This window comes from Cryobacterium sp. TMT2-10 (assembly GCF_004403075.1).
GTDB classification, from domain to species: domain Bacteria; phylum Actinomycetota; class Actinomycetes; order Actinomycetales; family Microbacteriaceae; genus Cryobacterium; species Cryobacterium shii.
In genome coordinates this window covers 1-14,981 of sequence record NZ_SOGW01000095.1, presented here as the reverse complement: position 1 = coordinate 14,981, position 14,981 = coordinate 1, and the positions used below count along the sequence as shown (strand labels likewise).

Below are 14,981 nucleotides of genomic sequence, written 5' to 3'. Positions count from 1 at the left end.
CCGCGGCCGCCGGCGGCGCGATCGGGCTGGCGCTGACGAGCGTCGTGCAGGCGGGCGCGGTGCTCGGCGAATCCGGAGCCCCCGCCGCGCGGCTCGAATACTGGCTGCTTCCCCTCGCCGCCCTGATCGCGGGCGCCTTCCTGCTGGCCGCCCAGACGGATGCCGCGTCCCGGCGCCTGCGCCGCCTCGCCGGCGTCGCGCTGGTGCTGCTGGCCCTCTCGCTCGGGACGCTGGCCGAGATCTCCGCCTTCGGGCGGGTCGGCGAAGGCGGCGGCTCGCTGGACGCCGTCGTGGCCGGGCTGCGCGCATCCTCGGTCGTGATCATTCTGTCCGCCCTGCACGTTCGGGTCGTCTGGCGCCCGCGGGCACCCCTGACGGCCGCCGTGGGCACCGCGGCCATCGCCCTGGCCGGCCTGGCCATGGCGAGCGCCGTGGTGACGGGGGCAACCGATCCGTTCGAGCTCGTGACCGTTCCGGTGGGCCTGGCCCTCGTTCTCGGTCGACTGCTGCCCGCGGCCGGCGAGAATACCGGCCAGGATGCCGGCCAGAACCCGGCAGAGAACCCGGGCACGGGCGCCGCGCCATCCGTCGTGTCCCGCCGGCCCGTCTCGGTCGGGGTCGCCCTCGGCCTGGGGCTGGCCGTGCTGCCGAGCGCGTTCGCCGGCGGCACCTCGACCGGCGCGGAACTGCTCCGGCCGGTCCTCGTGCTCGCGCTTTCCGGGGCCCTCGCCGTTTCCGGCGCGCTGCTCACCCGCCGGCCGCGCTGGAGCGCCGCCGCTTGGCCGGCGCTTGTCGTGGGGCTGCTCGGCGTGCTGATCACCGCCGGCGCGCGCATCCTCGACCTGCTGGCGCAGGTCCCGCTCGGGCCGGACGCCCGGCTCGAGGCCTGGCTGCTGCCCGCGGCGCTGCTCGTCGTGGCCGCCGGGACGAGTCTCGTTGCCGGCATCCGACGCGCCGCCGCAGTATCGGGCGGGCACCAGGCCACCGATCCCGCGGGCCTGCGCCTCGGTTACGGCCTGGTCGTGCTGGCGATCGTCGGCATCCTCGCGGCGGAGGCGCTCGCCCTCGGCTTCGCGCCGTTGGCGCCCGTGCGGGTGATCCTGGTCGTCTGGACCTTCTCCGCCCTGCACCTGGCGGTCTCCCGGTACGACGACAGCAGGCTCGGCCGGATGGTTTCCTGGGTGGCCATCGCCGCCGGCGCGGCGGCAGTGGTCGCCGGGTTCGCGCGGTCGGCGCCGGACACGGTCGAGATCCTGAGCCTGCCGCTGGCCATCGCCCTGCTGGCCAGCGGATGGCTGCACCTCGACGCCGTGCCCCGCGCGCGCAGCTGGCCGTGGCTGGCCCCCGGGCTGCTCGTGCTCCTGGTGTCGTCACTGCTGCTCGACATCACCGCGAGTCCGCTCTGGCGGGTCGTGGGACTCGGGGTGCTGGCCCTCGTCGTGATCGTGGTCGGCGTGCTGCGCAAACTGCAGGCGCCGTTCCTGATCGGTGCGGCCGTGCTGCTGATCCACGCGGTCGCGCAGCTCTGGCCTTGGATCTCGGTGGCCTACGGCGCGGTGCCGTGGTGGCTGTGGCTGGGAGCGGGCGGCGTCGTCCTGATCGTGCTCGCGGCCCGCTACGAGCAGCGCATCGCAAACCTCAAGTCGATCGCGCTCAGCATCTCAGCACTGCGGTAGCCGCCGGTCAGGACTGCGCCGCGTGGCTGATCGTCAGCTGCACGGATACCGTGTTGATGAGCGTCTTCGAGAGATAGAACGGCGCCCCGTCGTGCTCGAGCGCCTGGGTGAGGATGAGCACCGGACTGGCGGCCGGCAACCCGAGCAGCCTGCCCCGCGTGGCGCCGGGGACACCGATCGCGAGGTCGGTCTCGCCGGGTCCGAAGGTCGGGCCGAGAACGGCGATGAGGGCGGCCAGCGCGCTGCTCACCGGGGTGCCGGCGGATCCGCCGGCGGAGACGGCATTCACGGCGGCCGCGCCGAGCTGGGTCAGTCCCTCGCCGGGGACGTGTTCCTGGAGCAGGGCGATCGGGGCGCCGTCCCGGGAAATGACGCTCTCGATGAACCACGACGGCTGGTCGGGGCGGATGCCGATGGCGTCGGCGGTGAACGCGGGTGACGTGGTCTGGAGTGCGGTCTGGGTGCGCCGGACCTGAACGGCCGGACCGGTCTCGCCGAGGAGCACCTCGATCGGGCGGATCTTCTGCAGTCCCAGGTGGGGCAGCCGGTCGGCGACGAAGCGCCCGATGCCCCGGCGGGAACGCACGAAGCGGTCTTCCTCGAGAAGCATGAGAGCCTCGCGCACGACCGTGCGGCTCACGCCCATGGCCGTGCCGAGCTCGGTCTCCGAGGGGAGGAGGGAGGCGATCGGCAGGGTTCCGCTGCGGATCGCCTCCGTGATTCGCGAGTACACGGCCACCCGCAGCGGGATGCCTCCGGTGCTTTCGAGCGGCCCGGCCAGGGCCGCCTCGGTGCGTCGATCCATTCGTCTCCCCCATTGGTTGGTCGAGTATATCGTGCACATCTGGCGTACTTGTATAACAAGCCTGTACACTAAGCATGTCGACCTTGTGGTTGCTCCAATGAAGGAGTCTGTTCATGTCCGTGCTTGTCCCCGACGTGACCGCGGCGCCACCGCGCACGCGGGCGCCACAACCCGTCGGCGTGCTGATCGGCACGCTGGTCCTGGCGATCCTGACCTTCCAGCTCAACGCCACCCTGCTCTCCGCGGCTCTGCCGGCCGTCGGCGAACAGCTCGGCGAGAGCACGCAGGCCGTCTCCCGGGTGCAGTCGACGTTTTTCCTCGCCGGGGCCGTCTTCGGCGTGGTCTTCTCCCGCTGGAGCGACTTCCTCGGCCGCAAGCGCAGCCTCGTGATCGTGCTCGCCCTGCTCCTGATCGGCACCGTGATCTGCGCGCTGGCCCCGAGCCTGCCCGTGCTCTTGATCGGTCGGGTGCTGCAGGGCGCGTCGAACGCCACCTTCACGATCTCCTTCCTGCTGCTGTCCGAGCGCTTGAGCAGCCGGCTGTTCGGCATCTCCGTGGGCATCATCACCTCGGTCAACGGCGGTCTGTTCGGCCTGGACGGCTTCCTCGGCGGCGTCGTGACCGACACCATCGGCTGGCGGTTCCTCTTCGTGATCACGCTCGGCCTGGGCCTGGCCGCGATCACCTGCGTCTTGCTCTTCGTGCCCCTGGATGCGCCCCGGAACCGGGACGGCTCGATGGACTGGTGGGGCGCCGGCATCCTCTCGCTGTTCCTGGTGCTGCTGACCAGCCTGATCTCGCAGGCCTCCTCCTCCGGCTGGTCCGACGCCCTGACCCTGGGCTATCTCGTCGGCACGATCGCGGCCGGCGCCCTGTTCGTCACGGTCGAGAACCGCACCCGTCGACCCCTGATCCCCATCCGGGCGCTGCGGTCGCGCCAGGTCTGGCCGCTGCTGCTCACCACGGTTCTGACCCTGGCCGGCGTCTTCTCCGCACTCAACTTCACCGTGGTCATGCTCAGCCAGGACGAGCGGGTCGGGTACGGCCTCTCAGCGTCGATGTCAGCGCTGCTCTACCTCACCCCGACCGCCTTCGTCGGCGTCACCGCGGCGATCTTCTCCGGCTACCTCGCGGTGCGGATCGGCTGGATCACCTCCCTGCGTCTGAGCAGCGGCCTGATCACGGTCACCGCCGTGGCCCTCGCCCTGTTCTCGGCCGACCGTTGGCTGGTCTTCGGGCTGCTCATCGTGATGGGCGTCTTCTACCTCGGGCTGTTCCAGAGCTCGGTCAACGGGGTGTCGGTGCTCAACTCGCCGCCGGAGGCCCGCGGCGCCCTGCCCGGCCTCAACGGCGCCTGCTTCGGGATCGGGATCGGCACCGGCATCGCCCTCGTCGCACCGGTCGTGGCCACGGCATCCGTCGCCGGCTACCAATCGGCGCTGTGGATCTCTGCGGGCCTCACCGCCGCGTCGTTCCTCGCCTCCCTGATCCTTCGCCCGGCCGCATGAGAGCGGATTCCACCCAGGGCCGCCCGGCCCGGAACACTGAGAGGGAGAGCACCCGATGACTCCCCACCTGACCCCGATCTACCTCGACTGCGGCACCGGACCCGACGATGCGCTGGCGCTCGCGTTCCTGCTGGCGACGCGGGGCATCCGCCTGGCCGGAATCGGCACGGTGGCCGGCGGAGTCAGCGCGGCCATCGCCGCCGCAAACGCGCTGAACCTGCTGGAGACAGCCGGCCGCGACGCCATCCCCGTGGCGGTCGGCGGGTTCGACCCGGAGAGCGCGGGCTCGCGGCGCGGCGCGGCCCCTGTGCACGGCCGGAACGGAATCGGCGACGTTCTGCTGCCACGATCACGGCGGCACCCGGTGGAGGAAAGCGCCACCGAGCTCCTGATCCGGCTCGCGCACGAGAACCCGGGTGAACTTGAGATCGTCACGCTCGGCCCGCTGACGAATCTGGCCGAGGCGCTCTGCCTCGACCCGGAACTGCCCCGGCTCGTTCGACGCGTGACCGTCAGGGGCGGCGCCGTGTTCGCTCCGGGCAACGCGGGCCCGTACGCCGAGGCCAACATCGCCGCCGACCCCGCGGCGGCCGCGGACGTCTTCGCCGCCAGCTGGCCGGTCACCCTGGTGCCGCTGGACGCGACCCGCCGGCACACGTTCGACGACACCCACCGGCGGGCCCTGGCCTCCGCCACCGGTCTCACCCAGCAGGCGCTGGCCGAGATCGTCGGCAGCTGCCTCCCTCGGGTGGCCCTGCACAACTCCGCCGCCGCGGCGTTCGCGACCGGCGACGTCGAACCCGAGCGGGCGCCGACCCTCCGCATCTGCGTCGACACCGGCGCGGGGCCCCGCCGCGGCCAGACCCGGTTCGCCAAGCTCGAGGACGTGGTCGAGGACCTGGTGGACGCCGACGCGCCCCGCGGCCAGAACCCCCACGAGGCCCGGGTCGTGCTGGCCCTCCGGGGCGGCGTCGCGGCTCCGCTGCTCGAACGGATGCTGTCCCTCCCCCGGGCAGACGTGCGCGTGCCCGCCCGGGTGCCCGTGCCCGCCTGAGGCGCCCCGCCCTCAGCCGAGGTCGAACCTCACGCCGGTCAGACTCTCGCTGACCTCCCAGAGGCGCCGGGCATCCGTCGCATTCTGCGCCCGCACGGAGCGGTCGACGGGTCGGGGGTTGCCGCGTTGCTGGCCGCGGCCGTCCGGGCCGAAGAAGGTGTCGCCCGCGAGCCCGGGCACGGTGGCCGCGTAGAGCGACGGCAGGGCGCCCATCTCGGCCGGCTGCGCGAGCCAACGGTTGGCGAGCCCGCTGAGACGGTGCTCGACCGCGCTGCCCCGCATCTCGGCCCCGACCGTCTGCAGGTTGGTGGCGGCCCACCCGGGGTGCGCGGCGAGTGCCAGCAGCGCCCGGCCCGCCTCGTCGATGCGACGCTGCAACTCGCTCGTGAAGAGCAGGTTGGCGAGCTTGCTCTGACCGTAGGCGGCCCAGGGGCGGTACCGCGCAGCGCCCATCAGGTCGTCGAAGTTCAGCCTGCCGCGCCGGTGCAGGGTCGAGGACACCGTGACGACCCGCGCGCCGGGCCAGGACAGCAGCGAGGGCAGCAGCAGCCCGGTCAGGGCGAAGTGGCCGAGGTGATTGGTGCCGAACTGCAGCTCGAATCCGTCCGCGGTGGCACGATTCGGGATGTTCATCACCCCCGCGTTGTTGACGAGCAGGTCCAGGCCGGCCGGGTTCTCGGCCGCTCAGGTCTCGGCGAAGGCGCGAACCGAGGCCAGGCTCGCCAGATCCAGCGCGCGCACCCGCACCGCGGCATCCGGTGCGGCGGCGCGCAGCCGCTCGGCCGCGGCCTCGCCGCGCTCGATATCGCGCACGGCCAGGGTGACGGATGCGCCGTGCGCCGCCAGCTCGGAGGCCGTCACGAACCCGAGGCCCGAGTTCGCCCCCGTCACGATGGCCGTCCGGCCGCTGAGGTTGGGGATGTCGACGGCGGTCCAGCCGGGGCTGGTGTCGGTCGGTGCGGCCATGTCGAGTTCCTCTGCTGGTGGACGTAGGGTCACCCCAGTCTGCGTGATGGTGCTGGGCTCGATGCTTTCGCAGGCATCAAGGGCGGCTTATTTCTCTATATTTACCGGGTGGACATGACGAATCCCCACGAGTGTTCGTCTAAGGGGGGACTGGTCGAAAATCGCGACCCAACCCTGGAAATTGATCGAGGCCCCATGCTCCCCATCGACACGAACACCCTCACCCGCGCCTCGTTCTGCGCGCGCGGACCGTTGAGCGACCTGCTCCTGACCGCTCTGGACGGCCCGCTGACACCGGGACAGGCCCTGCTGACCGACTTTGAGACCGCAGTCGCTGCCGCCATCGACTGCAGCGGCTTCGTCATGGTGGACGACGACCTGCAGCTCACCCTTTTTGTGCTCTACGGCCTGCACTACGGCGGCGTCGTTCCCGGTGACGAGAAGTGGGAGTGGCATCCGTCGACCATCGCCGCGCGAATCCTGATCGAAAATGCCCTTGAGGCGCAACTCCGGCACTCGGTGGCTCAACCGCCGTTGCCCGCGCCCACCCGCGACACTGTCGCACGGGCCCTGTTCGTTCTCACCTGCAACGATCAGGGTCCGAGCCTAGCCAGGTATCTTTCTCGACAGGCCACCCGTGAACAGGCCATCGAGTTCGTCGTGCACCGCTCCGTGTACACCCTCAAAGAAGCCGACCCGCATTCGTGGGCGATCCCCCGTCTCACCGGGCGGGCGAAGGCTGCGCTGATCGAGATCCAGGCCGACGAATACGGCGGCGGCGACGTCGAGCGCATGCACTCCGTGCTCTTCGCCTCCACCATGCGGGGGCTGGGGCTCGACGACCGGTACGCAGCCTACGTCGACTCGGTGCCGGCGATCACCCTGGCCTCGTTCAATACGATGTCCATGTTCGGGCTCAATCGTCGCCTGAGAGGTGCGCTCGTGGGGCACCTGGCGGCATTCGAGATGACGTCGGCCATACCCAGCCGTCTCTATGCGGATGGATTTCAGCGACTCGGTTTCGAGTCGGATGTGACCCGCTACTTCGACGAACACGTCGAAGCGGACGCCGTTCACGAACAAATAGCCGGCCGGGATCTCGCCGGATCGCTGGCCGAGGACGACCCCGCCCTGCTGGGCGACATCATGTTCGGCGCCAGCGTCTGCCTGACCATGGACGGCCTGGTGGCCGACCACATGCTCGGCCGGTGGAAAGATGATCTGTCCTCGTTACGGTTCCCGGCCGTGGGCGTTGCCCACCTGAGCGCCGTCGCAGCGCCGTGAGCCCGGCCGACGTTCAACCCGCCACAATCACGGCCTGCCCGGACGGCCCACTGCTCGTGCGGGGCGATTTCGAGCTCCGCTCGGAAGACAACGCCGTGATTCCCCGAACCCGCCGAACCCTTGCCCTCTGCCGGTGCGGGGCGTCCGCCATCAAGCCGTTCTGTGACGGCACCCACAAGCTCGTCGGGTTCACGACCGGGCCACCCGATCAGACCTGATCGGACGGCCCGGCCTCGGTGGTTCCCGTGCTATTTCTTCTTCAGCTTCTTGGCGTGATTCTTGACGAAGTTCGCCTGGTCCTGAGGAGGCCGTTCGTATTCGGTTGCCTGCGGACGATCGGGGATCGTCACTTTTTCCGGTTCCCGATGCTCGTAGGGGATTTCGGTCAGAAGGTGCTTGATCGAGTTGATCCGGGACGCGCGCTTGTCATCGCTCTCGATCGTCCACCACGGCGCATAAGACAGGTCCGTCGCCGCGAACATGGCGTCCTTGGCCCGCGAGTAGTCCTCCCAGCGGGTGATCGAAAAGAGGTCCGTGTCGGAGAGCTTCCACCGGCGCATCGGATCCTCCAGACGGGAACGAAACCGTTCTTCCTGAACCGTGTCGGACACCGAGAACCAGAACTTGACCAGAATGATCCCGTCGTCAACCAGCATCCGTTCCACCTGGGGGACCTGTTCCAGAAACCGGTGGTACTGCTCATCCGTGCAATACCCCATCACCCGTTCGACGCCGCCGCGGTTGTACCAGGAACGGTCCATCAGCACGATTTCTCCGGCGGTGGGGAGCCGCTCGATGTATCGCTGGAAATACCATTGCTTCTGCTCTCGCTCGCTCGGAGCGGGGAGTGCGACGACGCGAGCGGAACGCGGATTGAGGTACTGGACAATCCGTTTGATGGCGCCACCCTTGCCCGCGGCGTCTCGGCCCTCGAAGATGACCAGCACGCGCGCGCCGGTTTCGATGACCCACTGCTGCATACCGACCAGCTCGGCCTGCAACCGTTCCAGTTCTTGCTCATACAGGGGCTTGGAAACGCGTTTGACGGCGCCGGCCTTCTTCGACTTTGACACGGGGATCCTTTCAGCGTCGGCAATGGTCCTGCCTTGCGGCCGGACTGATCCTAAGTGCCCCGTGGTTGAAAGACGGGATACGGCGCGCAGATCCACGATCTACGGCCTGACTGTCAGTGATCACCAGATTTCTCACCCTAATATCCGCCACGACCATCCCGCGCAGACACTTTGGAGCCAGCCCATGTTTCTTCTCTTCGGCACTCGTGCCCACCCGGCACTGATGAACAGCGTCTCGTTCGTATGCGGATACTGCGGAACCCTCGCCGAGCAACAGGTGGTCAGGAACTCCCTCAGGCTGACCCTGTTCTTCATACCGCTGTTTCCGCTGTCGACGACCTACTCGAACACCTGTACCCACTGCGGCGGCACCACCAAGCTGACGGCCGCTCAGGCCCGCCATTCACATTCACTGGAATGGGCGCGCACGCACCCCGCGATCTAGCGTCCGCATGGGAACCGCCTGCACCCGGGAAGTCCGGGTGCAGGCTCCAGACCACGACAATGAGAAAATAGACGGATGACCGCAACACTCGTGGCCCAGGGCCTCGCCGGCGGGTACGCGCACCGCACCCTCTTCGACTCGCTCGACCTCACCGTGGCACCGGGCGACGTCGTGGGCGTCGTCGGCGTGAACGGGTCCGGCAAGTCCACCCTGCTGCGACTGCTGGCCGGCCTGACCGAACCGCAGGCCGGCAGCGTCAGCCTCGCCCCCGCCGACGCCTTCGTCGGCTGGCTGCCGCAGGAACTCGAGCGGCTCCCGGGCGAGACCGTGGCCGGCTATCTGGCCCGCCGCACCGGCTGCACCGCCGCGACGACCGAGATGGACGAGGCGGCATCCGCTCTCGGCGACCCGGCGCCGACGCCCCGGGCCGACGGCCTGGACCCCGCCGACGTGTACTCCGTCGCGCTCGAACGCTGGCTGGCCAGCGGCGCCGCCGACCTCGACGACCGCCTGCCGGTGGTGCTCGCCGACCTCGGCCTCGCGCTGGGCACCGATCTGGCCGAGAACACCCTGATGACCTCGCTCTCCGGCGGGCAGGCAGCCCGGGTCGGGCTCGCCGCACTGCTGCTCTCCCGATTCGACATCGTGCTGCTCGACGAGCCCACGAACGACCTCGACCTGGACGGGCTGGAGCGGCTCGAAGCCTTCGTCCGTGGCCTCCGTGGCGGCGTGGTGCTCGTCAGCCACGACCGCGAGTTCCTGGCCCGCTGCGTCACCCGGGTGCTCGAACTCGACCTCGCCCAGGGCGCGAACCGGGTCTTCGGCGGCGGCTACGACTCCTACCTCGAGGAGCGCGACACGGACCGCCGCCACAAGCGGGAGCACTACGACGAGTTCGCGGAGAAGAAGGCTGACCTGGTCGGTCGGGCCCGCACCCAGCGTGAATGGTCGAGCCAGGGCGTTCGGAACGCCATGAAGAAGGCCCCGGACAACGACAAGCTCCGGCGCAAGGCATCCTCCGAGTCCAGCGAGAAGCAGGCGCAGAAGGTGCGCCAGATGGAGAGCCGCATCGCGCGCCTGGAGGAGGTCGACGAGCCGCGCAAGGAGTGGCAGCTCGAGTTCACGATCGGCAGCGCTCCCCGCTCGAGCACCGTGGTCTCCACGCTGAGCAACGCCGTGCTCCACCAGGGGGACTTCACCCTCGGGCCGGTCTCACTGCAGATCAACGCCGGCGAGCGCATCGGCATCACCGGCCCCAACGGCGCCGGCAAGACCACCCTGCTGCGCGCGCTCCTCGGGCGGCAGGCCCCGGATGCCGGCACCGCGAGCCTGGGTTCCCGCGTCGCCATCGGCGAGATCGATCAGGCCAGGGCGCTCCTGTCCGGTGACGCGCCCCTCGCGTCAGCGTTCGAGGGCCTCGTGCCCGACCTGGCCACGGCCGAGGTGCGCACGCTGCTCGCGAAGTTCGGCCTCAAGGCCGACCACGTCAACCGTGCGGCCGACGATCTCTCCCCCGGCGAGCGCACCCGAGCCGGCCTGGCCCTGCTGCAGGCGCGCGGCGTCAACCTGCTGGTGCTCGACGAGCCCACGAACCACCTCGACCTGGCCGCGATCGAACAACTCGAGCAGGCGCTGGAGGCCTATGAGGGCACACTCCTGCTGGTCACCCACGACCGACGGATGCTGGCCACCGTTCACACGGACCGGCACTGGAGCGTCGACCGCGGGACCGTGACCGAGGCCTGAGCGCCTGAGCGCCTGAGCGCCTGAGGCCTAGAGTGACCGAGGCCCAAGTGACTGCGGCCCAGGCGCCGGGCTCAGTCTCGGTCTCGCCTCGGGCCCGGTCTCGCCTCGGGCCCGTTCTCGCCTCGGGCCCGGTCTCGAACCAATTCGACGGAGATTGTGGCCTAAAACCACGGTTTCGAACGGTTCTGGACCGATTTCGGCAGAATCTCCGTCGAATTCGTTCGGGCCGGATCGGCGATGGCCTGTTCAGCGCCGACGGACCGCCCGTGTCGCTGGAACTGCTCGCTGCAGAGGCCGCTTCGGAGAAGGGCGCAGTTCTCCTGCGCTACCGCTCGACGGGTGTCGCCGCGGCTGCGGGCGACATGACCCGGCCTTCCTGACGTCAGTCTCGCAACTCGAGGTACTTCACGATCAGGGCCTTCGTGGACGAGTCCTGGGATTCGAGAGCGTCCACATTCCCTTCAACTGCAGGAGCGATCTGTTGCGCAAGCTGCTTTCCAAGCTCGACCCCCCATTGGTCGAATGAGTCGATGCCCCAGATCGTGCCTTCGGTGAAGACAATGTGCTCGTACAGGGCGATGAGCTGGCCGACGACGCTCGGGGTGAGGGCCGGCGCAAGGATCGACGTGGTCGGCCGGTTTCCGCTGAACTCGCGGGCCGACACGACCGACTCGTCGGCACCTGAGGCGCGCACCTCTGCGGCCGTTCTACCGAATGCGAGCGCCTTGGTCTGGGCGAAGAAGTTCGCCATGAACAGTGCGTGGACGTCCTGGCCGGGCTCAACGGCGCTACCGTCGCCGGTCTCGTCCTTGAGCGCGTGGGCAGGGTTCGCGACGGCGATGAAGTCCGCGGGGACCAGGCGCGTGCCCTGGTGGAGGAGCTGGTAGAAAGCGTGCTGACCATTCGTACCCGGTTCGCCCCAGAAGATCTCGCCGGTATCGGTCGTGACAGGTGACCCATCCCACCGGACGCTCTTCCCGTTCGATTCCATCGTGAGCTGTTGCAGGTAGGCCGGGAATCGGTGGAGATTCTGTGCGTAGGGGAGCACAGCGTGGCTCTGGGCCTTGAGGAAGTTGGAGTACCAGACGTTGAGCAGTCCCATCAGGACGGGAACGTTCTGCTCGAGGGGCGCTGTTCGCATGTGCTCGTCGAGGACGTGGAAGCCGGAAAGGAATTCGCGCCAATTGTCAGGGCCGATGGCGACGACCACGGAAGTGCCGATGGCAGAGTCGACCGAGAAACGACCGCCGACCCAGTCCCAGAATCCGAAGACGTTCTCGGGATCGATGCCGAATGCCGCGACCTTGTCGAGAGCGGTCGAAACGGCGACGAAGTGCTTGGCGACGGCCTCGACGCGGGCGGTGTCCGTATCGACGATGGCACCTGAGCTGAGGAGCTGCTTCCAGAGCCACTCTCGGGCCAGACGGGCGTTCGTGAGCGTCTCGAGGGTGCCGAACGTCTTTGACGCCACGATGAAGAGGGTGGTCTCAGGGTCGAGGTCCGCCGTCTTCTCGTAGACGTCGGTCGGGTCGATGTTCGAGACGAAAAGGCACTCGAGGCCTGCTTGCACATACGGCTTCAGCGCTTCGTAGACCATCACGGGGCCGAGGTCGGAACCGCCGATCCCGATGTTGACGACCGTCGTGATGCGTTTGCCGGTGATACCGGTCCAGGCACCGGACCGAACCTTTTCTGCAAATGCGTAAACCTTGTCGAGGGTGGCGTGCACCTCGGCGTCGACGTCCTCACCATCTACCACGAAGCCCTTCGGCGGCACGAGGTCTGCGCCGTCCTTCGGGCGGCGCAGCGCAGTGTGGAGAACCGCGCGGTCTTCGGTCACGTTGATGTGTTCGCCGGCGATCATGGCCTGGAATCGACCGGAGACGTCGATCTCCTTCGCGAGCTGCACTAGGTGCGTCAAGATCTCGTCGGTCAGGAGATTCTTCGACAGGTCGATGGTGAGGTCGGCTGCTTGAAAGGTGTATCGACCGGCTCGTCCTGGGTCGGTGTCGAACCAACCGCGGAGATCCGGGGAAAAGCCGTCGGCGATGGCGGCGAGTTGACTCCAGGCTTCGGTGGACGTGGGATCAACGGGGGCGGATTCGGTCATGGGTTTCTCCTGGATGCCGGAACAGCAAAGTGCCCGCGACTCCCGCAACGCGAGGCGGATCACTTACCAGCCTATTGCGGCGGCAGGCTTCCTCACTCCCTGAGGTAGAGCTCCAGGGCCGGCACGCGCATCATCGCAAGGGCCCGTTTCTCGATCTGGCGGATTCGTTCCCGAGTCACACCCTCACGGGCGGCGATCTGGTCGAGCGTGCGAGGCTGGTCGCCATTGAACCCGAACCGGGCTTCCAGAATCGTGCGCTCCCGTGTGGGCAGTGCATCGAGATGGAACGTGATGTCCGACCGGCGCAGGGCAAGTGCCGCGTATTCCTCCGGCTGGGGCAGGTCGTCGTCCATGATCAGTTCGGATATGTCGGCCAGACCCTCTCCGAGCGGGGCCTGGAACGAGATAGGTTCAAGGTCATAGTCGAGCAGAGCCCGCACCTCGGCGATCGGCGTCCGGCACGCCTCGGCCAGCTCCGCCAGAGTGGGTTCGCGGTGGAGAGTGCCGGTGAGATCGCGGCCGATGCGCTTGATCTTGTTGAGTTTCTCAACGGTGTGCACCGGGAGGCGTATGGTTCGTGCGGCGCCGACCATGCCCCGGTGGATGGACTGCCGGATCCACCAGATTCCGTAGGTGGAGAATTTGTACCCCGTCATGAAATCGAATTTCTCCACCGCGCGCAGCAGCCCGAGGTTACCGTCCTGAACGAGATCCATGATCGGAATCCCGCGGCCGGAGTACTGTTTGGCGACGCTGACCACCAGGCGCAGGTTTGCTTCGATGAACCGTTTCTTCGCCCGATCGCCGTCCCGGGCGAGCCAGGTCAGGTCCCGGTCCGCGTCCGGATCGGCGACACCCCGGGCGAGTCTCTCAGCCGCGAACAGGCCCACCTCCATCCGCCGGGCCAGGTCGACCTCCTCCTCCGCAGCCAGAAGCGCGACCATGCCGATCTTGCGCAGGTAGAAACCGAACGTATCCGTCGGCCCCCGACCCAATCGCGTCGTCGTGGCGGCCGACTGGGCCGCGTGCAGAAGGGGTTGGGCCGGTTCGGCGGCGGATTCCGATTTGTCGGATAAGGTGGCCTGGACCGGTGAGCTCACTGGGTGACCGTCCCGCCCGTGATGCTCGCCACTGCGCCGGCCAGGGACGACACGTACGTTCTCTCCAACGGCCGCGTCACATTCATGACCTCAAAAACGTCACTGAATTGCTGGATAAAACCCAGCAGAACCGGTCCGTCACCGCCCGTTCTTCGACGATCCTGAACTTGCCAGGCGGTGGGAGTCAACGCGGTGACATTCACGTCACCGCCGGGACGTGAGGAATTGTCATATTTAAACATAGAGACCTATTCGAAGATTTGAGAAACGAGAATACACACCGAGCGGAGCCTTCTCAAGAGGCAAAATCGCCCAGGCAAACCGATCTGCGACCCCCTGGCAACACGCCCAGTCGCCGGATTGCAAACCCGGCAGCCTGTCCAGCCTCCGCGCGCGAGCAAGCACTTCCTGCTCCGTCTACTTCGACCAAGGCTGGGAGGAACCTGAGACAGTCAGTGGCAGCCCGCGTCGGGGCATGAGAGATCGGCGTCGGCAAGCGTCATAGGTAGTACCTATCCCTGTACATGCCCGTACGGGAAGGCGAATCGCACCGATGAGGAGTACTCCGTGACTGGACGCAATACCGTTGTTCGAAGTCTGCATGATGTGGGATTGGCGCTGTGGTCAGGGGGCGCCTTGATGGGCGCCGTCGGGCTCAACGGGAGCGCTTCGACCGCCAGGGATCCTCGGGAACGCGTGGCCCTGGCCAGCCAGGGGTGGAAGAGGTGGGCGCCGGTGCAGGTGGCTGCGCTTGCCGCATACGCCGCGGGCGGCGCGGGCCTGATTCTCGGCAACAAGGCACGTCTGGCCGGCCAGTCGGATAGTCGCAGGAACACGGTCCTGGAACTTGCCATCGCTGGTGTGGCCGCGGGCACAGCGCTGTACTCCGGCATTCTCGGCAAGAAGATGAGTGAGCATTCGGGAGAGGCGACCGCCGGAACCACCGAGGCCGGTCCGGGCGTGTCTGCGGAGCTTGAGTCGGCCCAGCGGCAGCAGCGGGTGCTGCAGTGGGTGACGCCCGCTCTCACGGTGATCATGATCGTGCTTTCCGCCCAACAGGGTGAGCAGCAGCGACCGGTTGCCGGGTGGATTGCGCGGTTCGCACCAGACTCCCGCTAGATGAGTGAGTCCTAATCGATTGTCGGTAGCGGTACACGTCTAGTCAGATCGGACTGGCCCGGCGTGGACGCTGTTAATCGAAGGCGGAGGGTGTT

At 68.1% G+C, this 14,981-nt stretch carries 13 protein-coding genes and 1 pseudogene; 8 read left to right on the top strand and 6 right to left on the bottom strand.

All coding sequences use genetic code 11. From position 1 onward, the window contains the following. Positions 1–1,676: SCO7613 C-terminal domain-containing membrane protein (locus tag E3T37_RS16875; RefSeq protein WP_370292462.1), on the top strand; the 1,676-nt coding region annotated here is incomplete at its 5' end. A gap of 7 nt (positions 1,677–1,683) precedes the next feature. Here the strand turns inward: E3T37_RS16875 and E3T37_RS11375 are convergent. Next, positions 1,684–2,481 carry a GntR family transcriptional regulator gene (locus E3T37_RS11375; protein ID WP_134366894.1) on the bottom strand — a complete coding sequence of 266 codons (798 nt, stop codon included), beginning with the start codon at positions 2,479–2,481 and terminating at the stop codon, positions 1,684–1,686. A 113-nt stretch (positions 2,482–2,594) separates the two neighbouring features. Between E3T37_RS11375 and E3T37_RS11370 the strand changes: the two genes are divergently transcribed. Both E3T37_RS11370 and E3T37_RS11365 read left to right on the top strand, forming a co-directional pair. Next, a complete protein-coding gene (locus E3T37_RS11370) occupies positions 2,595–3,989 on the top strand; it encodes an MFS transporter (RefSeq protein ID WP_134366893.1) in 1,395 nt (464 codons plus the stop codon). 55 nt (positions 3,990–4,044) lie between these two features. Next, entirely contained in the window at positions 4,045–5,043 is a 999-nt protein-coding gene (locus E3T37_RS11365) for a nucleoside hydrolase (RefSeq protein ID WP_134366892.1), read from the top strand. Positions 5,044–5,055: 12 nt separating this feature from the next. On the opposite strand, the pseudogene E3T37_RS11360 reads toward E3T37_RS11365, so the two are convergent. Beyond that, positions 5,056–6,009, bottom strand: a pseudogene (locus E3T37_RS11360) (oxidoreductase). Positions 6,010–6,204: 195 nt separating this feature from the next. Here E3T37_RS11360 and E3T37_RS11355 point away from each other — a divergent pair. Further along, positions 6,205–7,293 (top strand): iron-containing redox enzyme family protein, encoded by a 1,089-nt coding sequence (locus E3T37_RS11355; RefSeq protein WP_134366891.1) that lies wholly within the window; start codon positions 6,205–6,207, stop codon positions 7,291–7,293. Next, entirely contained in the window at positions 7,290–7,511 is a 222-nt protein-coding gene (locus tag E3T37_RS11350) for a CDGSH iron-sulfur domain-containing protein (RefSeq protein WP_134366890.1), read from the top strand. Before E3T37_RS11355 ends, E3T37_RS11350 begins: the two co-directional genes overlap by 4 nt. A gap of 30 nt (positions 7,512–7,541) precedes the next feature. Here E3T37_RS11350 and ppk2 read toward each other — a convergent pair whose 3' ends face one another. Continuing rightward, positions 7,542–8,366 carry a polyphosphate kinase 2 gene (ppk2, locus tag E3T37_RS11345; RefSeq protein WP_198416036.1) on the bottom strand — a complete coding sequence of 275 codons (825 nt, stop codon included), beginning with the start codon at positions 8,364–8,366 and terminating at the stop codon, positions 7,542–7,544. Between the two features lie 184 nt (positions 8,367–8,550). On the opposite strand from ppk2, the gene E3T37_RS11340 reads away from it, so the two are divergent. Both E3T37_RS11340 and E3T37_RS11335 read left to right on the top strand, forming a co-directional pair. Next, the gene (locus E3T37_RS11340; protein ID WP_134366889.1) at positions 8,551–8,811 is read left to right on the top strand and encodes a zinc-ribbon domain-containing protein; all 261 of its coding nucleotides are present in this window, start codon (positions 8,551–8,553) and stop codon (positions 8,809–8,811) included. Between the two features lie 75 nt (positions 8,812–8,886). Further along, positions 8,887–10,557, top strand: coding sequence for an ABC-F family ATP-binding cassette domain-containing protein (locus tag E3T37_RS11335; RefSeq protein ID WP_134366888.1), 1,671 nt, complete (start codon positions 8,887–8,889; stop codon positions 10,555–10,557). Between the two features lie 382 nt (positions 10,558–10,939). On the opposite strand, the gene pgi is transcribed toward E3T37_RS11335, so the two are convergent. The 3 genes from pgi to E3T37_RS11320 all read right to left on the bottom strand — a co-directional run bounded on the left by pgi (position 10,940) and on the right by E3T37_RS11320 (position 14,009). Further along, positions 10,940–12,667, bottom strand: a complete 1,728-nt coding sequence (pgi, locus tag E3T37_RS11330; RefSeq protein ID WP_134366887.1) for a glucose-6-phosphate isomerase — start codon at positions 12,665–12,667, stop codon at positions 10,940–10,942. A gap of 92 nt (positions 12,668–12,759) precedes the next feature. Next, on the bottom strand, positions 12,760–13,767 hold the full coding sequence (locus E3T37_RS11325) for an RNA polymerase sigma factor RpoD/SigA (RefSeq protein WP_134366886.1): 1,008 nt from the start codon (positions 13,765–13,767) through the stop codon (positions 12,760–12,762). Next, positions 13,764–14,009, bottom strand: coding sequence for a hypothetical protein (locus tag E3T37_RS11320; protein ID WP_134366885.1), 246 nt, complete (start codon positions 14,007–14,009; stop codon positions 13,764–13,766). The genes E3T37_RS11325 and E3T37_RS11320 overlap by 4 nt, the downstream gene beginning before the upstream one ends. Positions 14,010–14,334: 325 nt before the next feature. On the opposite strand from E3T37_RS11320, the gene E3T37_RS11315 reads away from it, so the two are divergent. Further along, entirely contained in the window at positions 14,335–14,886 is a 552-nt protein-coding gene (locus tag E3T37_RS11315) for a hypothetical protein (protein WP_134366884.1), read from the top strand. Positions 14,887–14,981: the final 95 nt, after the last annotated feature.